We start from the raw sequence: 19,773 nt of genomic DNA, 5'->3' as shown, positions 1-19,773 counted from the left end.
CACCACCCCGTCGCCGGCCACCTTCTGGTCGGCCATCCCGAAGTCCGTCGCCCGGTGCTCGACGAACATGTCGAACTCCTCGAACGAGCCCTCGTCCAGCAACAGCTCCAGCCGCTCGCGCGCCGTCAGCTTGCCCTTGCCATGCTGGCTGGCGATCCGCCGCTCGCCACCCCCCAGCCGAGCCTCCGCACGACGGCGCTCAAGCTCTTCCAGGATCTGTTTCACGCGGCGCCTCCCACAGTCGAGATCAAGGCGTAGTCGGACGAATTGGACCGCGCAACCGCGATCAGGGGCCGGGCCGGATCACTCGCGTTGAGGGGCGATCCCGTTGCGCTGGACATTCGGCGACTATTCGCCGACCACCCTGGCCACGGGAACCTGAGGCAAGGCGAGATGAACGTGCGGCTCGAGCCGGTCCTGCGCGAGCAGGAACCGGTCCTGCAGAACCTGATGCAGTTCTACATCCACGATTTCTCGGAATTCTGGGCCGGGACGCCGAAGGGCGACCTGCTGGCTGACGGACGCTTCGAGGCCTATCCGCTGGCCTCCTATTGGACGGAGCCGGAGCGGGACGCGTTCTTCATCTGGCGCGGCGACGTCCTGGCGGGGTTCGTCCTGGTCAACGCCTATTCCCACAGCGGCCGGCCGATCGACCACAGCGTCGCGGAGTTCTTCGTCCTGCGGAAACATCGCGGATCGGGGGTCGCCGTGCAGGCCGCCCACCTGATCTTCGCAACGCGTTCCGGTGTCTGGGAGGTGGCGGTGGCGCGCAAGAACGTTGCGGCGACCAAGTTCTGGCGCAAGGCGGTCGCCGCCACGCCGGGCGCGACCGAAATCACCGAGATCGACGTCACCACCGCTGAATGGAACGGACCTGTGATCCTGTTCCGGCTGGCCGGCTAGCCGGCTAGGCGCCCTACCCCAGGGCCCGGAACCAGCGGTCCAGCATGGTCGACTCCTCGAACAGCCGCGCGGTGCGTTCGGCGGCCTCCTCGTCGATCCCCCACTTCTCTTGCTGGTAGGCTTCGTCCAGGCGCGACAGCTCATAGGCCTGCTCGCCGGTGAGCCAGCCGCGCTGCAGGGTGAGCGCCAGGACCGCTGAACCGAAGAGGGAGGTCCCGAAGGCCACCCCGGCCAGGGCGAAGTCGTCGAGTTCGAGGACCAGGGCCTTCACACGCGCCAGGGTCTCGTCCGGCTGGGCGCGGTGGACGATGCCGGCCGCGCGCAGGAAGACCAGTCCCAGCTCGCGCTCGGCACGGTCCAGCAGCGGCGACCAGTGATGGGTCTGCCGCGCCGCCAGGGCCTGCGGCTCCTCGGCGTAGTAGCAGAGCAGGTCCGAGCCCGCGAAGTCGGCCACCTGCTGGGCGACCCCGTCGCGCGCCTGGGGCACCGCCTCCAACGCCGTGAAGGCCAGGCGGGTGACGTTCATCCCCGCCAGCTCGATCACGTCGACCTGGCCGGCCCACTCTGCCGCCGCCAGATCGGCCAGGGCGCGGGTGGGCAGGACCAGCACCCCGCCCTTGGGTGAGCGCACGTTGCGGCCGTCCAGCTTCACCTGGAACCCGCCCGCCTCGGCGACCACCGAGACGTCCTTGTAGAAGCGCCTGGGCTTGTCGCCGGGTTCGTGAAATCCTTTTTTCAAACGCGCCTCCAACCGCCCGCGACGGAAATCCGCGGGTCGCCCCGTGCAATGGGGACGGAAGTGGAAATGCGCAAGGAGCCAGTTGTGGCCGACCGCGACCTGGACGCCGCCATCGCGCTCACCCGCTTCGGCCTGGGGGCCAAGCCCGGCGAGATCGCCGCGGCGCGCGGCGACCCGCGCGGACACCTGATCCGCCAGATCCGCCGCGAGGGCGCCGACCAGCCGCAGACCAACGGCGAGACCTCCGCCCAGCGTATCGCCGGCTTCCGGGTCTACCAGCAGGACAAGCGCGGGATGAAACGCGCCGCGTCCGACGGCGAGCCCGTCCCCGACGCTCGCGACCCCGTCAAGATCGCCCAGAAGATGCTCCGCGACGACGTGGCCACCGACTTCATGGCCCGCGCCCAGCTCGGTGCGGAGACCGACGCCGGCTTCCGCGAGCGCTGGACCCTGTTCTGGGCCAACCATTTCACCGTCTCGGCCAACAAGCTGGTCACCGCCACGGTGGTCGGGCCGTTCGAGAACGAGGCCATCCGGCCCCACGTGTTCGGCCGTTTCGCCGACCTGCTGTCCACGGCGACCACCCACCCGGCCATGCTGCTCTATCTGGACCAGGCCCAATCGGTGGGGCCAGGCAGCCCTGCGGCGCGGTACGTCAACCGGCCCCGGCGCGGGGTGGGCGGCCGGCCGGTCGGCGGCCTGAAGCAGCTCGGTCTCAACGAGAACCTGGCCCGCGAGATCCTGGAGCTGCACACCGTCGGCGTGAACGGCGGCTACACCCAGGCCGACGTCACCGAGTTCGCCCGCGCCATGACCGGCCTGTCGGTGGGCGGCCTGCGCGAGGACGCCGACATGATCGGTCGTCCCGTGTTCCGCGCCATCGCCCACGAGCCGGGCGTCCGCACGGTGATGGGGGTCAACTACGCGGCAGGCGGCAAGGAGCAGGTGGGCGCGATCCTGGCCGACCTGGCCGACCGGCCCCAGACCGTCCGCTTCGTCTGCGCCAAGATCGCGCGGCATTTCGTGGCCGACACGCCGCCGCCGGCCCTGGTGACGCGGCTCGAACGGGTCTGGACCGACACCGGCGGCCTGCTGGATCAGGTCGCGCGCGCCCTTATCACCGCGCCGGAGGCCTGGGCGCCCGAGCCCGCCAAGTTCAAGACCCCGTACGAGTTCATGATCTCGAGCTGGCGCGCAGCCGGCGGCGCGCCGCGCGCCATCGGGCGCCTGGCGCCGGTGCTGAACGCCATGGGGCAGAAGGCCTTCTCCCCGCCCTCCCCCGAGGGCTGGCCCGAAGAGACCGCCGCCTGGGCGACGCCGGCGGCCATCGTCCAGCGGATGAGCTGGGCCCAGGCCTTTTCGCAGGCCGTGGTGCGCGACCGCGACCCCAGGGCCCTGGCCGCCGAGGCCCTGGGCGCGCGTCTCAGCCCCGCCACAGCGACCGCCATCGCCCGCGCCGAGTCACGGACCGAGGGCTTCGCCTTGCTGCTGATGAGCCCGGAGTTCCAACGCCGATGACCGCTCACCTCACCCGCCGCCGGGCCCTGATGGCCGCCGCCGGCCTCGGCCTTTCCGTCGACCTGCTGGCCGGCCAGGCCTTCGCGGCCTCCGGCGATCTCGCCCAGCGCAAGCTGGTGGTGGTGATCTGCCGGGGCGGGATGGATGGTCTCACCCTGGCTCCGCCGGTCGGCGACCACGACTACGCCGGGCTGCGCCGGGGCCTGGCGCTGGGCGACGACGCCTTGGCCCTGGACGGGACCTTCGCCCTGCACCCGGCGCTGGCCTCGGTGCACCGCCTGGCCAAGGCCGGCCAGGCGCGGATCGCCCCGGCGGTCGCCACCCCCGACCGCGCTCGCTCGCACTTCGAGGCCCAGGACGTTCTGGAGACCGGCGCGGCGGTGGTCTACGGGACCTCGACGGGTTGGCTCAACCGCGCTGTCGACAGCCTGAGGGCCCAGCGCAAGATCGAGGCCCTGTCGGTGGGGCCCACCGCCCCGCTGATCCTGCGCGGCCCGGCCCCGGCCTCCTCCTGGTCGCCCGGCCGGGGTGTCGACGCCCAGGCCCGGCTGCCGACCCTGCTGCAGGACCTCTACAAGGATGACCCGGTGCTCGGCCCCGCCCTGTCGCGCGGCCTGGCCACCGAGACCATGGCCCAGGCGGCCATGGCCGGCCTTGCCGAGGGATCGGAGACCCCGTCGATGACGATGGCCGCGGCGCCGGCGGGTGGCGGCGTGGAGGGCTATCTGCGCCAAGGCCAGGAGGCGGCGCGCAAGCTGGGCGGCACGCTGGCGGGCTTCATGCGCGAACCGGGCGGCCCGCAGATCGCGGCGCTGAGCCTCGACGGCTTCGACACCCACGCCAACCAGGGCGGCGCCAAGGGCCAGCTCGCCAACCGCCTGGGCTATCTCGACGCGGTGCTGGACGGCCTGCACGCCGGTCTCGGCCCCGAATGGCGCAACACCGTGGTGGTGGTGGCCACCGAGTTCGGCCGCACCGCGCGGGTCAACGGCACCGGCGGCACCGACCATGGCACCGCCTCGACCGCGCTCCTGCTGGGCGGCTCGCTCAAGCCGGGCGGCATAATCGGCGACTGGCCGGGGCTGAAGACCACCGCCCTCTACGAGAACCGCGACCTGGCCCCGACCCTCGACATGCGCGGCCTGTTCAAGGGCGTGCTGGCCGATCACATGGGCCTGGACCGCCGCGCGCTGGATGCGACAGTCTTCCCCGACAGCGCCGCAGCCGCGGCGGTGGCGGGGCTGGTCTAGCCCGCCCGGCTCGGCGATCCTGGCGCCATGGCCGACGAGATTCTGAGCCCGCGCGACCTCAACCGCATCCTGCTGGCCCGCCAGATGCTGCTGGCCCGTGAGGCGATCTCGCCGGTGGCGGCGATCTCGCGCCTGTTCGCCATCCAGGCCCAACTTCCGAAGGCCTCGTTCACCGGCCTCTGGGCGCGGTTGAGCGGCTTCAAGCGTGAGGACCTGCTGGCCGCGATCCACGACCGCAAGGTAGTGCGCTCGACCCTGCTGCGCGGCACGCTGCACCTGGCGACGGCGGACGACATCCTGGCCTTCCGCACCACCGTCATGCCGGCGCTGGACGTCACCCTGCCCGGCGGCGGCCGGCCGTCTCGCGGCCAGGTCGACCTGGCGACGCGCCTGGCCGAGCGTCACTTCGCCCCCGGGCCCAAGGATTTCGAGAGCGTGCGGCAGGTGTTCGCCGAGGCCGGGATCGAGAACGTGCGGCCCATGGCCTGGGGCGTGCGGATGTGGCTGCCCCTGGTGCAGGCCAGCAGCGACACGCCCTTCGGACACGAGCCCGGCGGCGCCTTCACCCTGGTCAAGACCTGGCTGGGCCGCGACGAGGACGCGGCCCCCGATCCGCTGGGCTTGGTCCGACGCTATCTGGCCGCCCACGGTCCCAGCCTGCCGGCCGACTTCGCGGGCTGGTCGGGCCTGAAGGGCGCCGCGGCGCTCCTCGAGTCCATGGGCGAGGAGTTGGTCACCTTCCGCGATGAGAAGAAGCGCGTGCTGTACGACCTGAAGGACGCGCCTCGGCCGAGCGGCGAAACCCCCGCCCCGGTCCGACTGCTGGCCGACTTCGACGGCGCGGTCCTGGGCCGCGCCGATCGCACGGGGATCGTCCGGCCGCAGCACGCGAAGCTGGTGGCCACCAAGAACCTGCTGATCGCGCCGACGGTGCTGGTCGACGGCGTGGTCGCTGGAATCTGGCGCGTCGAGGCCAAACGCAAGGCCACCACTGTCGCGGTGCGCCTGTTCGAGACCGTGAGCGCCAAGGATCGCAAGGCCATCGAGGCCGAGGCCGTCTCGGCGGCGAAGTTCCTCGCGCCGGAGACCGAGGCGGTGGTGAGCTTCGAGGAGGCCTAGCGCCGCCGCTTCTTGAAGGGCTCGGGCTCGGCCTCGTGCTCGTCGAAGCCGAAGCGCTTGAAGCCGGCCTTCAGCTCCTTGCTGATCGGCGCCTCCAGGATCAGCGTCCCGCGCGACGGGTGCGGCAGGGTCAGGCGCCGTGCGTGGAGTTGCAGCTTCAGGTCGCCCGATAGCTCCCGCGAGGCGTCGGTGCAGTATTTCGGGTCGCCCAGGATCGGGTGGCCCATGGCCAGCATGTGGGCGCGGAGCTGGTGGGTGCGCCCGGTATGGGGGCGCAGCGCCATCCAGGTGACCCTGTGGGCGGCGCGGCTGATGGTGACGAACTCCGTCTCGGCCGGATCGGCGGCGGGGTCCTTGGGGTCGGCCGGCACGATCATCTCGCGATCGCCGACACCCTTCTTGGCCAGGTGCAGCTCCATGACGCCCTCGGCGGGCTTGGGCGAACCATGGACCAGGGCCCAGTAGGTCTTTTCCGCCCGACGCCGGGCGAAGGAGCCGGCGAGCTTGGCGGCGGCCCCAGGCGTCTTGCCCAGCACCAGCACGCCGGAGGTGTCGCGGTCCAGCCGGTGAACCAGGCGCGGCCGGGTCAGGCCCTCGCCCCAGGCGCTCAGCAGGCGGTCCACGTGCTTCAGGGTCTTGGTGCCGCCCTGGACAGCGAGGCCGGCCGGCTTGTTCAGCACCAGCACCTCCTCGTCCTCGTACAGCACCATCGACTTGGCGAAGGCCGCCTCCTTGGCGTCGATGCCGGGACCCTTGTCGCCGGGCTTGGGCGCGTCCGGCAGCGGCGGCACGCGCACGGTCTGGCCCGCGCTCAGCCGCTGGTCGGGCTTGGCCCGGCCGCCGTCGACGCGGATCTGGCCCGAGCGGGCCAGCTTCTGCACCTGGATCTGGGAGACGTGAGGCCAGCGGCGGCGGAACCAGCGGTCCAACCGCACATCGTCCTCGCCCGGGTCGACCTGGATGTTGCGGACCTCCCTCACGCGAACACCCGTCGCGCCAGGAGGAGCCCCGCGAACAGGGCGGTTATGGAGAGCAGCACCGAGGCGGTGGTGTAGGCGAAGGCCTGGCCGTAGGCGCGCTTGCCGATCATCAGCGCCGCCTCCAGCGAGAAGGCCGAGAAGGTGGTGAAGCCGCCCAGGACGCCGACGCCCAGCAGCACCCGCAGCCGCTCCTGCTCCGCGCCGCCGCGATGGGCCAGATAGCCCGCCAGCACGCCCATCAGCAGGCCGCCCAAGACATTGGCGGCGAAGGTCCCGTACGGCCAGACGTGGCCCCACAGGCGCATGGTCTGCACGCCCAGGCCATAGCGCGCCACCGCGCCGGCCGCCCCGCCGACAGCCACCAGAAGAACCTTTTCCATGAGGCCCCTTATGCGACGTGATGTCGCTTCCGAGAAGCCCTAGCCCTCGCTCAACGCCCGGTTAAGTCGGAGGCGCCATCCTGCCGGTCCAGTTCAGCTTTCCAGGTCCGGGAATGGTCGCGAACAACGCCTCAGCGCAGCAAGCGCCGCCCGAGCCGCCCCAGGCCGGCGCCTTTTCCACCTTCGTCACGGCCGGAAACCAGACCCTGGGCATCGACTTCCTGGTCGAGGACCTGATCCATCTGCGCCATCAGGCCGTCGCCGCGCGGCGGGTCGAGCCGGTGATCACCCATCTCAAGAGCGGGGCGACGATCCCGGCGCGGGCCTTCGCGCGGCTGTCGGACGACGAGGTCGAGATCATCGACCGCGCCACGATCGAGTTCGCCGCCACCCTGGCGGGTCCGGACGGCTCCTCGGTGCTGCCGGTGATCCTGCCGATCTCGTTCCGGACTGTGTCGGCGCGCCGGGGCCGCAGCAGCCTCGCCGCCGCCACCGAAGGCTCCGCCGAGGCCCTGAAGAAACGGATCATCGTCGAGCTGATCGACATCGACCGGGGCACGCCTACCGGCCGCCTGACCGAGGTGGCGGGCCTGCTGAACGCCATCTGCCGCGGGGTCTTCGCGCGCCTGCAACCCACCCGCGACGTGGTTTTCCCGGTGCGCGACGCCCGGCTGCAGGGCGTCACCATCGACGCCGCCGATCTCGCGCCCTCCGACACCGACGCGGCCGGACAACTTCTGGAATTCGCCGGCCAGGCGCGCGGCCTCGCCCCGCTTCTGGTCGCCCAGGGCCTGCCCAACGACGGCTATTTCGCGGTGGCCGAGGTGGCCGGCTACACCCACGGGTCGCTGCGCCCGCGCGCCTAGGTCCGCGCGCCCAGATTGCGGCGGATCTCGCGGGCGTCATAGGCGTCGCGGTCGTTCGGGCGGGGCCCCTTGCCCATCAGCACCTCGATGGTTTGGGCGAGGGAGGGCCCGCCGCCGAGGTTGAAACTGGTCCCCAGCCCCACACCGACGCCGCTGCGATAGCCGCCGCCGCCACCCGCGCCGATGGAGATCCGCGGTCCGTTGTCGGGCGCCGCCTCCACCATCACCCGGTCGGCGACCTTGAACCAGTCATAGCCCTCGGCGATGGCCAGGTCGGCGGCGCGCAGCAGGGCGTAGTCGGCCACCTGCTGGATCGGCGCGCCGGGCCCGCCGCGGAAGGTGATGCGATAGCGGCCGGTTTCGATGCGGTATTCCGAGAAGCCCACCGCCCTGGGTCCGGTCGCCGGACCGTAGACCGTGGGCGCCGTGGCGCAGCCGCTCAGAACGGCGCAGGCGGCCAGCAGGACGAGGGCGCGTTTCATGTCCGGTGTCCTCCGCAAGCCATTGGACTTGCAAACCTTGTCGGAAGAACGGCCCAGCTCGGCCGGGCGTTCCTTCTACAGACCCAAAGCCGCGATCAGGGCGGCCATGTCGGCGGGAACCTCCGCCTCGATCTGCTTGGTCCCGCCTTCGGGATGGGGAAAGGCCAGGGCCTTGGCGTGCAGCATCAGGCGCGGAACCGGCAGTCCGGCCACCGCGAGCGCCCCGCCATAGCGCGCGTCCCCGGCGATGGGCCGTCCGATCGAGGCCAGATGCACCCGGATCTGGTGCATGCGGCCGGTTTCGGGCGCCAGCTCCAGCAGCGCCGCCGCCGCGCCCTTCGACACCGTGCGATAGCGGGTGCGGGCGGCCTCGGCGTCCGGATGATCGGCCTCGCAGACCCGCATATAGGCCTCCCGGCCCTGCTCGTCCCGGCGAAGGGGAACATCGACGGCGCCCTGGACCGGGTCGGGCGCGCCGGGGGTCACGATGGCCCTGTAGGTTTTCGAAAAACGCCGTCCCATCATATGCTTGCCGAGGAAACCTGCGGCCGGCTTGGTCTTGGCGGTGAGGATCACGCCGGAGGTGTCGCGGTCCAGCCGGTGGATCAGCCGGGGCCGCGCCTTGCCGGGCTTGGCGAAGGCCCAGAGCATCTCGTCCAGGGTATGGACCTGGCCTCGTCCGCCCTGGCTCGAGAGCCCCGACGGCTTGTTCAGGGCCAGCAGCTGGGCGTCCTCATAGATCACCAGGCTACGGACGAACTCGATCTCCTGGGGGCTGAGCGAGACGGGGTTGTCGCCGGGCCGGGGCTTGGGTTGCAGGCGCGGCCTCACCCCTTGCGGTTCCGCTGCTCGGCCCAGCGGTCCAGCCGCTCCTTGATGCGCGCTTCCACACCCTCGCCCTTGGGCTGATAGAAGACCTGCCGCGCCATGCCGTCCGGGAAGTAGTTCTGGCCGGAGAATCCGCCCTCCACGTCGTGGTCATAGGCGTAGCCCTTGCCGTAGCCGAGGTCCTTCATGAGCTTGGTCGGGGCGTTGCGGATGTGGGCGGGCGGCGTCAGCGACCCGGTCTCCTTGGCCGCGCGCTGGGCGGCCTTGAAGGCCACATAGACGGCGTTGGACTTGGGCGCGGAGGCCAGGTGGATGACCAGTTGGGCCAGCGCGATCTCACCCTCCGGCGAGCCCAGGAAATCGTAGGTGTCCTTGGCCGCGTTGGCGAGCACCAGGGACATGGGGTCGGCCTCGCCGATGTCCTCGGCCGCGGCCCGGATCAGCCGCCGCGCGATGAACAGCGGGTCTTCCCCGCCCCCCAGCATCCGCGCCAGCCAGTAGAGCGCCGCGTCGGGGTCCGAACCTCGGATGGACTTATGCAGGGCCGAGACGAGGTTGTAGTGCTCCTCACGGTCCTTGTCATAGGCCGGGCTGCGCTTCTGCAGCACTTCGCCCAGCTGTTTGGTCGACAGCGGCGTGGCCGAGCCGATGTTGAACAGGGTCTCGGCCAGGGTCAGCAGATAGCGGCCGTCGCCGTCGGCGAGCGCGATCAGGGCGTAACGCGCCTCGTCCTCAAGCGGCAGTTCGCGGCCTTCATGGGCCTCGGCCTTTTCCAGCAGCGTCGCCAGGGCCTCGTCGTCGAGGCGCTTCAGCACATAGACCTGGGCGCGGCTCAGCAGAGCGCCGTTCAGCTCGAACGACGGGTTCTCGGTGGTGGCGCCCACCAGGGTGACGATCCCCTCCTCCACGAAGGGCAGGAAGCCGTCCTGTTGGGCGCGGTTGAAGCGGTGGATCTCGTCGACGAACAGCAGGGTCGCCTGGCCGGCCGAGCGGCGCATCTTGGCCTGCTCGAAGGCCTTCTTGAGGTCCGCCACGCCCGAGAACACCGCCGAGAGCTGCTGGAACTCATAGCCCGCCTCCTTGGCCAGCAGCCGGGCGATGGTGGTCTTGCCGGTGCCGGGCGGCCCCCAGAGGATCATCGAGGCCAGCCGCTTGGCCTCGGCCATCCGACGGATCGGACCCTGCGGCCCCAGCAGGTGGTCCTGCCCCACCACCTCGTCCAGCCGCTGCGGGCGCAAGCGGTCGGCGAGCGGCGACGGGGCGTGCGGCGTCAGACCCGCGGCTTCGAAGAGATCGGCCATGGGCCTCTTCTAGCAAAACCCGTCGTTGGCTGTGAACGCATTCCGCCAAGCCAAGGCCACCGCCCCAAAGTTGCTCCCCCTCTGGGGGAGCTGTCGGCCGAATGGCCGACTGAGGGGGACTTTGACTCTTGTAGGCTTCAGCCCCTCGGTGACGTCGCCGAAGAGGGCGACGCGCCACCTCCCCCAAATCGCGCTGCGCGCTGGGGGAGGATCTGGAGGCCTCAGGTCCGGAAGTTCCCCGTGATCTCCTTGCCGCCGCGCTCGATGGTCACCTGCCACTGACTGCCGCCGCCACCGATCGTCGCCATCAGGTCGCGCACGCTGCCCACGTCGCGGCCGTTGACCTTCTTGACCAGGTCGCCGGGGCGCAGGCCGGCGTTCATCGCGAAGCCTCGGCCGATATTGGTCACCAGCACGCCGCGCCCGATGAACGGGTCGAGGCCCAGCTGGTCGGCGACGGCGGGCGACAGGTTGACCACCGTGGCCCCATCGAAGGGATTGCGGCCGGAGATCACCTGCTCATCCTTGGCGGGCGTGGCCGGCGGCGCCTCGGCGCGCAGGGTCAGCGTCTGCTCCCCGGTCCCGCGGCGAACGCCGAGACGGATCGAGTCGCCGGGCCGCCGCGAGGAAATCGCGTAGGACACCGCCGCGGCGTCCACCACGGGACGGCCGTCCACCGAAACGATCACGTCGCCCTGTTTCAGGCCCGCGCGGGCCGCCGGCCCGCTCGGCCAGATGTCGGCCACCATGGCGCCCTGGGGCGTGGATAGCCCCATGCTGCGGGCGATCTCACCGGTCACGGTCTGGGTTCTTGCGCCCAACCAGGGCCGCACCACCGCCACGCCGCCGCCGGCCGCGGTCTCGACCACCCTGCGCACGATGGCCGCGGGCACCGCGAACCCGACGCCCGACGAGGTGCCCGAACGCGAGAGGATGAAGCTGTTCACCCCGATCAGATCGCCGTCCATATCGACCAGGGCGCCGCCCGAATTGCCCGGATTGATCGCCGCGTCGGTCTGGATATAGGCGTTGGCCGCGTCGCCATTGGGATCGGCGGTGCGGTTCAGCGCCGAGACGATGCCGTTGGTCACCGTCTGGCCGACGCCGAAGGGGTCGCCGATGGCCAGGACCAGGTCACCGACCTGGGTCTCGCCGCTGTCGTCGATGGCCATGACCGGCAGGCGCTCGGAGCCGACGTCGATCTTGAGGACGGCGAGGTCGGTGCGCGGATCGGCCAGCAGCACCCGGGCGATGAACTCGCGGCGGTCGGCGAGCGCCACGGTGATCTCCTGGCCGCCCTCCACCACGTGGTTGTTGGTGACGATCACGCCGTCGGCGCGGACGATGACGCCCGATCCGAGCGAGCCCTGGACCCGATCGCGCGGGGCGCCCATGCCGAACATCTCCCAGAACGGATCGGCCCGTTGGCGCACCAGCCGCTTGGACGAGATGTTCACCACCGCCGGGGCGGCGCGCTTCACGACGGGGGCGAAGGACGACTTCATGGTCAGGGCGTCACCGGGGGCGGCCCGGGTCGGTTGAGCCAGGGGCGGAACCTGGGCGGTCGACGTGGCCACGGGGTCGGAACAGGCCGCGAGCACGGCAAGGGCGGGGATCAGGACGCGGTAGGCGCGCATGCGGTCTCCAGACAGTTCAGGTCGCCCGGACATCGCCGAGTTTTCGGGCGCAATGATGGCGTGTTTAGGCGCGCGACTGGTCCCTGGGAACCTCAGGCGCGCACAGGACCGTCCCGATCGGCGGCCTAGGACCTGGCTGAAACGTCCGGGTCGCTCGCCGTCAGGAACTGATCCAGGATCTGAGCGAAGCGGTCGGGCTGGTCGATGAACACCGCGTGGGCGGCGTTCTCCACGACCTCGATCCGCCCATTGGGGAGGATCTTTACCTCATCTCGTTGCGCCTGCAGGTCCTCCGCGGTCGCCGAGGCGACGATCAGGGTCGGGCGGTCCAGTTTCTTCAAGGCCGGGGTGAGGTCGGCCCCATAGAGGTCGGCGACCAGCGCGGCCGAGCCGATGGCGGTGGGCACGGCGGCGATGTCGGCCGCCAGCCTGTCGGCCTGCGCCTTGTCGAGCGGCCGGCTGATGATCGCCTCCAACATGCCCCGCGCATAGGCGTCGGGCTGGGCGGCGTAGATGCTGAGGAAGCGCAGGGTCTGCGCCGCCGCCTGGGGCTCGCGCAGGACCGCGCCCGAGCCGGAGGAGACCGCGGCGTCCACCAGCACCGCGCCCGCCACCCTGCCCGTCCCGAACCCGTTCACATAGGCCGCCACGTCCTGGACCCCCTGGGACCAGCCGACCAGATAGACCTTCTCCAGGCCGAGCTGGCTCAGCACCGCTTCGAGATCGCGGCCCCGCTGCTCGGGGGTCATGCCCTGGGCGGTGACGGTGGAGGCGCCCTGGGAGCGCGGATCGAACGAGACCACGCGCCGGGTCTTGGCCAGCCGCTGCGCCTGGTCGCGCCAGACGTCGGCGGTGAAGCCCCAGCCGGTGATCAGCACGACCGGCGGCTTGGCGTTGCGGGGGCCCTCGTCGACCACCCGCAGGTTCACGTGGGGCGCCACGGCGAGCATGCGTTCCTCGGCGCAGGCGAGCGTCGCCGTGAAGCAGGCCGCGCTGAAAGTCAGAGCGGCGATCACGCGGCGCAGGTCATTGGGAAACTCGGGCACGTCGCCATCCTCCGGTGCGTGGGCCTGGACCCTCTCAGCACCGGCGGCGCGGGCGCAAGCCCACGGCGAAAATGTACCTCGGGAGCGACGCGCGCCGTCAGGCCGGCGCGCTCACCGCTTGAGGCGCGCGGCCGATCTTGAGCGCCAGCAGGAAGGCCACGACCAGCAGGAAGCTCGCGAGATAGATGGCCAGGCCGGGCTGGTGATAAACATTCTCATGCCGGATCGACCAGGCGAAGGTCAGGCCGAAGACGATCGGGCCCAGCACCGAGGAGATGCCCTGCAGGCTCTGGTTGGCGCCCTGGAGCTGGCCCTGGGCCGAGGGGCCCACCCGGCGGGTCATCAGGCCCTGAAGGCCCGGCTGCAGGAAGTTCATGAACGCGAAGACCGGGACGCCCACGAAGTAGGCCCATCCCACCGGCGCGAACGCGAAGACCGCAAAGCCCAGCGCGCCGGCCATGGCCCCCAGCAGCAGCGCGCCGCGCTCGCCGATCCGGGCGACCACCGGACCCACCAGCAGCATCTGGACGACGACCCCCGCCGCCCCGGTCGCCATCATCGACAGGCCCATCATGCTCGGCGTCCAGCCGTAACGGTGGCCGGCATAGAGCACGAAGATCGACGGCAACACGGTGTGGGCGAGCTGGAACAGGAAGCCGATGCTGGCCAGTCCCAGCAGGTCGCGATGCGAGCGCAGGAAGACCAGCGAGCCGACGGGATTGGCCCGCTTCCAGTCGAACCTGGCCACCCGGCGTTCGACCGGCAGGGATTCCGGCAGGACCAGCAGGCCGTACAGCCAGTTCAGGCCGGTCAGACCCGCGGCCACGAAGAACGGCAGCCGCAGGTCGAAGTCGCCCAGGTAGCCGCCTAGGGCCGGACCAACCAGGAATCCGAACGAGAAGGCCGCGCCCATCCAGCCGAAGGCCTTGGCCCGCTGGTCCGGCGGGGTGACATCGGCCACATAGGCGTTCGCGGTGGCGAAGCTGGCCGCAGTCAGGCCGTTGATGACGCGTCCGACGAACAGCCAGGCGAGATTTGGCGCGAGCGCCATGAACAGGAAGTCGATGGCCAGGCCGCCCAGCGAGATCAGCAGGATCGGCCGCCGGCCGAACCGGTCCGACAGCATGCCCAGGATCGGGCCGCAGAAGAGCTGCATCAGCCCCCAGACCGTGGCGAACACCACGTTCCACTCCGACGCCGCGGCCGTGTCGCCGCCGGTGAACTCCTTGATCAGGTTCGGCAGCACCGGGATCATGATCCCGAACGACACGGCGTTGATCACCGCCGCGATGAAGATGAAGCGGAAGGCGTGCGTCCATTGACGGCCTTCGACGGCGGGCTGCTCGGTCATGGCGTCTCTCCCCCCAGAAGCATGAAACAAAACAAGAACTGGCGCAACATGGTTACGCGGACCGGTCTCGATAGGAGGCCAGCAGGTCGCGCCACCACTCGGCCAACCGCATCAGCAGGGCTTCGTCGGGGAAGCCATGGCGGGCCGCGCCAGCCGGCACCTGGTCGAAGCCGCGATGCTCGACGCTGACCCGGGTCTCGTCCCCGACCGCCTCGAACCGCACCTCCACCACTGTGTGAAGTTCCAGCGGGAAGTTCGCCTGTCGCCATGTGAATTCCAGCCGCGCAGCCGGATCCCAGGCGGTGATCCTGCCGATCTCGAACACCTTGCCGTTGGCCAAGGTCTCGGTCAGCCGACCGCCCTCTCCCGGCTCGAAGGCCAGCAGGCCGGGCGCGCGCGGCGTGGTCTGGAACAGGCCGTTGGGCCGCCACCAGGCGCCGATCTCCTCAACGAAGGCCGAGAAGGCCCGCTCGGGGGTCGCCTTCACGCGCAGCGAGACGAAGACCTTCGACGTCACTGACTTTTTCCTCCCACGTTTACGGGGGAGGGGGACCGCGAAGCGGTGGAGGGGGCTGCCCCAAGCTCCGCACCCAGTCTCGCCCCCTCCACCACGCTGCGCGTGGTCCCCCTCCCCCATTCCCGTCGGTCATGGGGGAGGAAAAAATCTGGCGACGTCACGCGTCGCGCTCGACGTGGGCCTTGAAGGCCGACAACTGCTCGGTCCACAGCCGTTCGCTCTCCTCCAGCCAGCGCAGCAGATGGACCATGGGTTGCGGCCTCAGGGCGTAAATGCGCACGCGCGCGTCGAAATCGGGATGGCTCTCCTCCACCAGGCCGCTCTCGCGCAGGGTGCGCAGATGGCGGCTCATGGCCGGCGGGGCCAGGCCCAGCTCACGGGCCAGCTCGCCGGCCTGGCGCGGGCGCTGGGCCAGCAGGTCCACCACCTGGCGGCGGTTGGGATCGGCCAGGGCGGCCAGGGTGCGGTCGAGGTGGGCGGGGGCGGCGCTCATATCCAGCCGGTGATCTTCAGGCCGCTGGCGGCCTCGGCTTCTTCGCGGCTGACCACGGCGACGGTCTGGGAGACGCTCCAGATGTGGCCCTCGGGGTCGCGGCAGCGATAGGTGCGGTCGCCATAGAACTGGGTCGTGGGCTCGGCGTCGATCACCGCGCCCGCCGCCTTGGCGCGCTCGAAGTGGGCGCCGATGTCGGTGTCGATCTGGATGCTGACCGTCTGGGTGTTCTTGCCGCCGACCGAGCGCGGGCTCTTGTGGTCGTCGCTCCACTCCTGGCCGATCATCACGTAGTTGTCGCCGAAGGTCATCTGGGAGTGGGCGACATTGCCCTGCGCATCCTCCAGCAGCATGGAGAGCTCGAAGCCGAAGGCTTTCTCCAGCCAGCGCAGGGCGGCCTTGGGATCCTGGTAGAACAGCGCGGACCGGAAGCCGGCCATGGGCGTCTCTCCTCTAGCTGGTGATTTCGTGGCCGGTGGCGGCCGACATCTCGGCGGGCGTCATGACCTTGACCGTCTGGCCGAACGACCAGGGATGGTCCTCAATGTCGCGGCAAGTGAAGACCCGATCCCCATAGGGCTGGTCGGCGGGCTCCCGTTCAATCTTGGCGCCCTGGCCGCGCGCGGCCTCGCAGCGTGCGTCCAGGCCTTCCGGCAGTTGCACATGCACCGACTGGGTGGAGCGACCGCCGAAGGCCGCGGGGCTGACGGCGGACCCTTTCGGGGGACCCACCACCATGATGTAGCCGTCGCCGAGCCGCAGTTCGGAGTGGATCACCCCGCCCTGCCCGTCGTCGACAACCATCCGCGTCTCGAAGCCGAACGCCTTCTCCAGCCAGGCGATGGCCGCCCGGGGGTCGCGGTACCACAACAGGGGTCCGATGGTGGGAACGTCCATCTTCAAGCCTCCTTCAGTGAATTGCGGATCTTCAGCCCGGTGATCTGCGTCATGGTCTCGGGCGAGACTTGGCGCACCTCTTCACGGAAACACCAGACGTGGCCCTCGGGATCGAGCGCCCGATAGGTCCGCGCGCCATAGAACTGGTCCTCGGGCGGCTGAATGATCCGTGCGCCGGCCTCGCGTGCCCGGTCATAATGGTCGTCGAGGCCCTCAGGCAGTTCCAGCCACATGAACTGGGTGCAGACGCCTGCCGTCTGCGGGCTGCGCATCTTGATCCCGCCCGGCAGCTCCCATTCCCCGCCGACCCCGATGTTGCAGCCGCGGAAGCTCATCTCCGCATGGCCGACCTTGCCGGCGTCGTCGGTGAGCAGCAGGACGGTCTCGAAACCGAAGGCCCGCTCCAGCCAGTGAAGCGCCGCCATCGGATCCTCGTAGAAGGCGGTGGCGGTGATCGCGGCTTTCTCAGCCATGGCGCTTATCCTTGCCGTTTCCAACAATATTTAACGCATATTGCAACTATATCGTCAAGCCGTTCTCGCGCGATCAGGATGCGCCGTCGCCGCTCAGCGCGCCAGGGCGCCGGCCAGTTGGTCCAGGTCCCCGTCGTTCGGCTCGGGCGGCACGCCGATCAGTCGAGCCAACAGTGGATAGACGTCAACATTGTCGAAATCAGACACCCGCGCGCCGCGCCGGAAGCTCGGGCCTGAACCGATGAACACCGCCGCCATCTCCGGCGCGTATGGGTCGAACCCGTGATTGCCGGCCCCGATCGGCCGCTTGGCCGCCCAGGCCCGCGTGGTGATCTCCCACCCCGTCTGCGGCAGGCAGAAGATCGGCGGCACGCGGCGATGGGTTCCGTAGTGATACCGGGCGGGGATCTCGGCCTTCCGCCAGCACTGCATGTGGGCGTGCTTGGCCAGCAGGGCGCGCTCGGCCTCCGCCTCCCGGCCCGGCGTGGGATAGGCGTTCATGAAGGCGCCCATGGCGAAGGTGCGCGCCGCCCCGTCCGGCAGGACGTCCTCCAGATAGACCGCCCGCTCCGGCGAGGTAGGCGCCATGCCGTGGTCGGCGGTGACCACCAGGTCGGCGGCCAGGCCGCGCGCCGCGAGCCCGGCGCTAAGGGCCGCGATGGCCGCGTCGGTCTTCGCCAGGGCCGCCTTCAGCTTGTCGGACTCCGGGCCGCCCCAATGGCCGGCGGTGTCGACCTCGTCGAAATAGAGGGTCACGAACCGCGGGCGCTGGGCCTGCGGCAGGTCGAGCCAGGCCAACACCTGGTCGACCCGCGCGGTGGCGCTCAGCGACTGGTCGAAGGCCCGCCAATAGCTCGGTCGCACCCCCTGGATCGCGGCCTCCGAACCCGGCCAGAACATCGTGGCCGACCTGACCCCGGCCCGCTCGGCGCTCACCCAGATCGGCGTCCCATCGTTCCACCAGCGCGCGTCGGTGACGGCGGCCTTGTTGTTCTGGCGGAAGGTGACCCCGGGGATCTCCGGGTCCTCCATGTTGTTGTCGACGATCCCATGGCGGTCGGGGCGCAGGCCGGTGACGAGGGTGTAGTGGTTGGGGAAGGTCTTGGTCGGGAACGAAGGCCGCATGGCCCCTCGCGCGCCCGCCGCCGCCAGCCCCGACAGATGCGGCGTGACGCCCTTCTCCAGATAGTCCGCCCGGAACCCGTCGATGGAGATCAGGATCACCAGCGGCCTAGGGGCCGCCGCGACCGGACCGGGGTCTTCGCGCACCGTCGCGCAGGCGCAGAGCGCAAGGGTCAGCAGTGCTGCGATGCAGGGGCGCAGGTCGGGCATGCAAGTCATGGACGCCAGCCTAACCGCATCGCGTGACGCCTGTGGCGCCCTCTATGACAATCCCGCCGCGGCTGGCCCTAACGTTTCGTCGGATCGTCGGCTGGATTGACATAGATGATGGCGAAGGGACCCTCGGCGGAGAATTGGATGACCGCGCCGGACTTACTCCAGACGTAGTGGTTCATGTTGGCTGCGGCTTGGAAGAAACCGCCCGCGTTCATGGCGTGGCCCTTGGTCGTATCGAACTTGTCGCCCATGCCGTAGGTCAGGTCGCCGCTGAGCACGGTGACATACTCGTCCGTCGGGTGGTGATGGGGCGGCACCTTGTAGCCCGGCGGCAGCTTCGCACGCGCGACGAACACGCCAGGCTTGGTGGGGTCGCCCGCCAGCACCGCCATCTCGGAACCGGGGGGCAGGTTGGGGGGGGCGGGACCCCATTTCAGGTCGCCGGGGTTGACCTGCGCCTTGGCCGCGCTCGCCAAGCTGACGACACAACCAAGGATGATCACGATCCTGAGCATTAGCGTCCTCCTCCACTAGGGAGACCGCGATGCTATGCGCCGCTGCGCGAGAATGTCCAGGCGCGAGCGCACAACGCAAAAGCCCCGGACGTCGCCGTCCGGGGCTTTCGAATGACTGGAGAGGACGTCGACTATTCGTCGGCGAAGCCGAGGTCCTGGACCGGACCGGAGTCCTTGCCCTTTTCCGACGGATCGCGGTCGACGAACTCGATCACGGCCAGGGCCGCGTTGTCGCCGTAGCGGTAGCCGGCCTTCAGGACGCGGATGTAGCCGCCCTGACGTTCCTTGTAGCGCGGGCCCAGGGTGGCGAAGAGCTTGCCGACCTGTTCCACGTCACGGATGTGGCTGATGGCCTGACGGCGGGCATGCAGGTCGCCGCGCTTGGCGAGCGTCACCAGCTTCTCGACGATGGGCCGGAGCTCCTTCGCCTTGGGCAGGGTGGTCACGATCTGCTCGTGCTTGATCAGGCTCGCCGCCATGTTGGCGAACATCGCGGTGCGGTGGGCGGTCGTACGACCCAGTTTGCGGTGGGACTTGCCGTGACGCATCTCATATCTCCTGGGCCGTCTGGCCCGCCGGACGCCCCGACTTGTCGGGAACCTGTCCTTGCCTGATCAAATCCCAACTGGCTCCCGCCTGGGTCAACACGAAGCGCCGGGGCCCTCCACCGCTGTTGCGGCTTGATCAGGCCCAGACCGCCGAAGCGGCCCGGAGTCGGCGCGCGGAGCACGTTAGGCGGAAGTGTTTGCGGTTCCGCCGCCCGAACGTGCTCCAATTTTATAGTCCAAAATCTGACAGGCAGATTTTGGGGCCTCTTACATCTGGTCTTCGAACTTCTTGGCCAGCTCTTCGATGTTTTCGGGCGGCCAGTTGGGCACGTCCATGCCGAGATGCAGGTTCATGCCCGCGAGCACTTCCTTGATCTCGTTCAGCGACTTGCGGCCGAAGTTCGGGGTGCGGAGCATCTCGGCTTCGGTCTTCTGGATCAGGTCGCCGATGTAGACGATGTTGTCGTTCTTCAGGCAGTTGGCCGAACGGACCGAGAGCTCGAGCTCGTCGACCTTCTTCAGCAGCGCCGGGTTGAACGGCAGTTCCGGCTTGGCCTCGCCTTCGACCTTCTTCTTCGGCTCTTCGAAGGTG

General features: G+C 70.0%; 24 protein-coding genes. 5 read left to right on the top strand and 19 right to left on the bottom strand.

Annotated features, from left to right (window positions below):
* The coding region (locus tag Q8Q77_RS10100) for a carboxyl transferase domain-containing protein (protein WP_305583444.1) at positions 1-225 on the bottom strand (225 nt) is incomplete at its 3' end.
* A 168-nt stretch (positions 226-393) separates the two neighbouring features.
* Between Q8Q77_RS10100 and Q8Q77_RS10095 the strand changes: the two genes are divergently transcribed.
* Positions 394-903 (top strand): GNAT family N-acetyltransferase, encoded by a 510-nt coding sequence (locus Q8Q77_RS10095; RefSeq protein WP_305583443.1) that lies wholly within the window; start codon positions 394-396, stop codon positions 901-903.
* 13 nt (positions 904-916) lie between these two features.
* Here Q8Q77_RS10095 and Q8Q77_RS10090 read toward each other — a convergent pair whose 3' ends face one another.
* Positions 917-1,642, bottom strand: a complete 726-nt coding sequence (locus Q8Q77_RS10090) for an ATP12 family chaperone protein (protein ID WP_305583442.1) — start codon at positions 1,640-1,642, stop codon at positions 917-919.
* A 66-nt stretch (positions 1,643-1,708) separates the two neighbouring features.
* On the opposite strand from Q8Q77_RS10090, the gene Q8Q77_RS10085 reads away from it, so the two are divergent.
* From Q8Q77_RS10085 to Q8Q77_RS10075, 3 genes are read left to right on the top strand one after another with little or no spacing between them, the layout of a single operon-like run.
* A complete protein-coding gene (locus tag Q8Q77_RS10085) occupies positions 1,709-3,160 on the top strand; it encodes a DUF1800 family protein (protein ID WP_305583441.1) in 1,452 nt (483 codons plus the stop codon).
* A complete protein-coding gene (locus Q8Q77_RS10080; protein WP_305583440.1) occupies positions 3,157-4,410 on the top strand; it encodes a DUF1501 domain-containing protein in 1,254 nt (417 codons plus the stop codon). The genes Q8Q77_RS10085 and Q8Q77_RS10080 overlap by 4 nt, the downstream gene beginning before the upstream one ends.
* A 27-nt stretch (positions 4,411-4,437) precedes the next feature.
* Positions 4,438-5,529 carry a winged helix DNA-binding domain-containing protein gene (locus Q8Q77_RS10075; protein ID WP_305583439.1) on the top strand — a complete coding sequence of 364 codons (1,092 nt, stop codon included), beginning with the start codon at positions 4,438-4,440 and terminating at the stop codon, positions 5,527-5,529.
* Here Q8Q77_RS10075 and Q8Q77_RS10070 read toward each other — a convergent pair.
* Positions 5,526-6,509 carry an RluA family pseudouridine synthase gene (locus tag Q8Q77_RS10070; protein ID WP_305583438.1) on the bottom strand — a complete coding sequence of 328 codons (984 nt, stop codon included), beginning with the start codon at positions 6,507-6,509 and terminating at the stop codon, positions 5,526-5,528. The two genes, Q8Q77_RS10075 and Q8Q77_RS10070, sit on opposite strands and share 4 nt — an antisense overlap.
* Positions 6,506-6,889: a fluoride efflux transporter CrcB gene (gene crcB / locus Q8Q77_RS10065; protein WP_305583437.1), complete on the bottom strand. Its 384-nt coding sequence runs from the start codon at positions 6,887-6,889 to the stop codon at positions 6,506-6,508. The genes Q8Q77_RS10070 and crcB overlap by 4 nt, the downstream gene beginning before the upstream one ends.
* Positions 6,890-7,002: 113 nt before the next feature.
* Between crcB and Q8Q77_RS10060 the strand changes: the two genes are divergently transcribed.
* A complete protein-coding gene (locus Q8Q77_RS10060) occupies positions 7,003-7,755 on the top strand; it encodes a hypothetical protein (RefSeq protein WP_305583436.1) in 753 nt (250 codons plus the stop codon).
* Here the strand turns inward: Q8Q77_RS10060 and Q8Q77_RS10055 are convergent.
* From Q8Q77_RS10055 to Q8Q77_RS09985, 15 genes are all read right to left on the bottom strand, one after another.
* A complete protein-coding gene (locus tag Q8Q77_RS10055) occupies positions 7,752-8,237 on the bottom strand; it encodes a hypothetical protein (protein WP_305583435.1) in 486 nt (161 codons plus the stop codon). The two genes, Q8Q77_RS10060 and Q8Q77_RS10055, sit on opposite strands and share 4 nt — an antisense overlap.
* A 75-nt stretch (positions 8,238-8,312) precedes the next feature.
* On the bottom strand, positions 8,313-9,068 hold the full coding sequence (locus Q8Q77_RS10050; RefSeq protein ID WP_305583434.1) for an RluA family pseudouridine synthase: 756 nt from the start codon (positions 9,066-9,068) through the stop codon (positions 8,313-8,315).
* Positions 9,065-10,366, bottom strand: a complete 1,302-nt coding sequence (locus Q8Q77_RS10045) for a replication-associated recombination protein A (RefSeq protein WP_305583433.1) — start codon at positions 10,364-10,366, stop codon at positions 9,065-9,067. The genes Q8Q77_RS10050 and Q8Q77_RS10045 overlap by 4 nt, the downstream gene beginning before the upstream one ends.
* A 221-nt stretch (positions 10,367-10,587) precedes the next feature.
* Positions 10,588-12,003, bottom strand: coding sequence for a Do family serine endopeptidase (locus Q8Q77_RS10040; protein ID WP_305583432.1), 1,416 nt, complete (start codon positions 12,001-12,003; stop codon positions 10,588-10,590).
* A gap of 125 nt (positions 12,004-12,128) precedes the next feature.
* Positions 12,129-13,049, bottom strand: coding sequence for an alpha/beta fold hydrolase (locus tag Q8Q77_RS10035; protein ID WP_305583431.1), 921 nt, complete (start codon positions 13,047-13,049; stop codon positions 12,129-12,131).
* 97 nt (positions 13,050-13,146) lie between these two features.
* Entirely contained in the window at positions 13,147-14,400 is a 1,254-nt protein-coding gene (locus tag Q8Q77_RS10030) for a TCR/Tet family MFS transporter (RefSeq protein WP_305583430.1), read from the bottom strand.
* A 52-nt stretch (positions 14,401-14,452) separates the two neighbouring features.
* Positions 14,453-14,917: an SRPBCC family protein gene (locus Q8Q77_RS10025; protein ID WP_305583429.1), complete on the bottom strand. Its 465-nt coding sequence runs from the start codon at positions 14,915-14,917 to the stop codon at positions 14,453-14,455.
* 157 nt (positions 14,918-15,074) lie between these two features.
* On the bottom strand, positions 15,075-15,410 hold the full coding sequence (locus tag Q8Q77_RS10020) for a helix-turn-helix transcriptional regulator (protein ID WP_305583428.1): 336 nt from the start codon (positions 15,408-15,410) through the stop codon (positions 15,075-15,077).
* On the bottom strand, positions 15,407-15,850 hold the full coding sequence (locus Q8Q77_RS10015; protein ID WP_305583427.1) for a VOC family protein: 444 nt from the start codon (positions 15,848-15,850) through the stop codon (positions 15,407-15,409). The genes Q8Q77_RS10020 and Q8Q77_RS10015 overlap by 4 nt, the downstream gene beginning before the upstream one ends.
* Before the next feature lie 13 nt (positions 15,851-15,863).
* Positions 15,864-16,307 (bottom strand): VOC family protein, encoded by a 444-nt coding sequence (locus tag Q8Q77_RS10010; RefSeq protein WP_305583426.1) that lies wholly within the window; start codon positions 16,305-16,307, stop codon positions 15,864-15,866.
* A gap of 2 nt (positions 16,308-16,309) precedes the next feature.
* Positions 16,310-16,780, bottom strand: a complete 471-nt coding sequence (locus Q8Q77_RS10005) for a glyoxalase/bleomycin resistance/extradiol dioxygenase family protein (RefSeq protein WP_305583425.1) — start codon at positions 16,778-16,780, stop codon at positions 16,310-16,312.
* A 93-nt stretch (positions 16,781-16,873) separates the two neighbouring features.
* A complete protein-coding gene (locus Q8Q77_RS10000; protein ID WP_371130440.1) occupies positions 16,874-18,121 on the bottom strand; it encodes an ectonucleotide pyrophosphatase/phosphodiesterase in 1,248 nt (415 codons plus the stop codon).
* 68 nt (positions 18,122-18,189) lie between these two features.
* Positions 18,190-18,633: a cupin domain-containing protein gene (locus Q8Q77_RS09995; protein WP_305583424.1), complete on the bottom strand. Its 444-nt coding sequence runs from the start codon at positions 18,631-18,633 to the stop codon at positions 18,190-18,192.
* Between the two features lie 131 nt (positions 18,634-18,764).
* The gene (gene rplQ, locus Q8Q77_RS09990; RefSeq protein WP_305583423.1) at positions 18,765-19,181 is read right to left on the bottom strand and encodes a 50S ribosomal protein L17; all 417 of its coding nucleotides are present in this window, start codon (positions 19,179-19,181) and stop codon (positions 18,765-18,767) included.
* Positions 19,182-19,448: 267 nt separating this feature from the next.
* Positions 19,449-19,773: DNA-directed RNA polymerase subunit alpha C-terminal domain-containing protein (locus Q8Q77_RS09985; protein WP_305583422.1), on the bottom strand; the 325-nt coding region annotated here is incomplete at its 5' end.

Origin of the sequence: Phenylobacterium sp. (assembly GCF_030698145.1) — a bacterium.
In the GTDB taxonomy this organism is placed as follows: Bacteria; Pseudomonadota; Alphaproteobacteria; order Caulobacterales; family Caulobacteraceae; genus Phenylobacterium.
This window is presented reverse-complemented; position numbering and strand designations above follow the sequence as displayed.

Excerpts from the sequence above, each read along its gene's own strand:
- Q8Q77_RS10020 (WP_305583428.1), bottom strand. The coding sequence starts at position 15,410 with ATGAGCGCCGCCCCCGCCCACCTCGACCGCACCCTGGCCGCCCTGGCC.
- Q8Q77_RS10015 (WP_305583427.1), bottom strand. The coding sequence starts at position 15,850 with ATGGCCGGCTTCCGGTCCGCGCTGTTCTACCAGGATCCCAAGGCCGCC.
- crcB (WP_305583437.1), bottom strand. The coding sequence starts at position 6,889 with ATGGAAAAGGTTCTTCTGGTGGCTGTCGGCGGGGCGGCCGGCGCGGTG.
- Q8Q77_RS10030 (WP_305583430.1), bottom strand. The coding sequence starts at position 14,400 with ATGACCGAGCAGCCCGCCGTCGAAGGCCGTCAATGGACGCACGCCTTC.
- Q8Q77_RS10040 (WP_305583432.1), bottom strand. The coding sequence starts at position 12,003 with ATGCGCGCCTACCGCGTCCTGATCCCCGCCCTTGCCGTGCTCGCGGCC.
- Q8Q77_RS10000 (WP_371130440.1), bottom strand. The coding sequence starts at position 18,121 with ATGACTTGCATGCCCGACCTGCGCCCCTGCATCGCAGCACTGCTGACC.
- Q8Q77_RS10060 (WP_305583436.1), top strand. The coding sequence starts at position 7,003 with ATGGTCGCGAACAACGCCTCAGCGCAGCAAGCGCCGCCCGAGCCGCCC.
- Q8Q77_RS10045 (WP_305583433.1), bottom strand. The coding sequence starts at position 10,366 with ATGGCCGATCTCTTCGAAGCCGCGGGTCTGACGCCGCACGCCCCGTCG.
- Q8Q77_RS10080 (WP_305583440.1), top strand. The coding sequence starts at position 3,157 with ATGACCGCTCACCTCACCCGCCGCCGGGCCCTGATGGCCGCCGCCGGC.
- Q8Q77_RS10010 (WP_305583426.1), bottom strand. The coding sequence starts at position 16,307 with ATGGACGTTCCCACCATCGGACCCCTGTTGTGGTACCGCGACCCCCGG.
- rplQ (WP_305583423.1), bottom strand. The coding sequence starts at position 19,181 with ATGCGTCACGGCAAGTCCCACCGCAAACTGGGTCGTACGACCGCCCAC.
- Q8Q77_RS09995 (WP_305583424.1), bottom strand. The coding sequence starts at position 18,633 with ATGCTCAGGATCGTGATCATCCTTGGTTGTGTCGTCAGCTTGGCGAGC.
- Q8Q77_RS10095 (WP_305583443.1), top strand. The coding sequence starts at position 394 with ATGAACGTGCGGCTCGAGCCGGTCCTGCGCGAGCAGGAACCGGTCCTG.
- Q8Q77_RS10055 (WP_305583435.1), bottom strand. The coding sequence starts at position 8,237 with ATGAAACGCGCCCTCGTCCTGCTGGCCGCCTGCGCCGTTCTGAGCGGC.
- Q8Q77_RS10075 (WP_305583439.1), top strand. The coding sequence starts at position 4,438 with ATGGCCGACGAGATTCTGAGCCCGCGCGACCTCAACCGCATCCTGCTG.
- Q8Q77_RS10085 (WP_305583441.1), top strand. The coding sequence starts at position 1,709 with ATGCGCAAGGAGCCAGTTGTGGCCGACCGCGACCTGGACGCCGCCATC.
- Q8Q77_RS10005 (WP_305583425.1), bottom strand. The coding sequence starts at position 16,780 with ATGGCTGAGAAAGCCGCGATCACCGCCACCGCCTTCTACGAGGATCCG.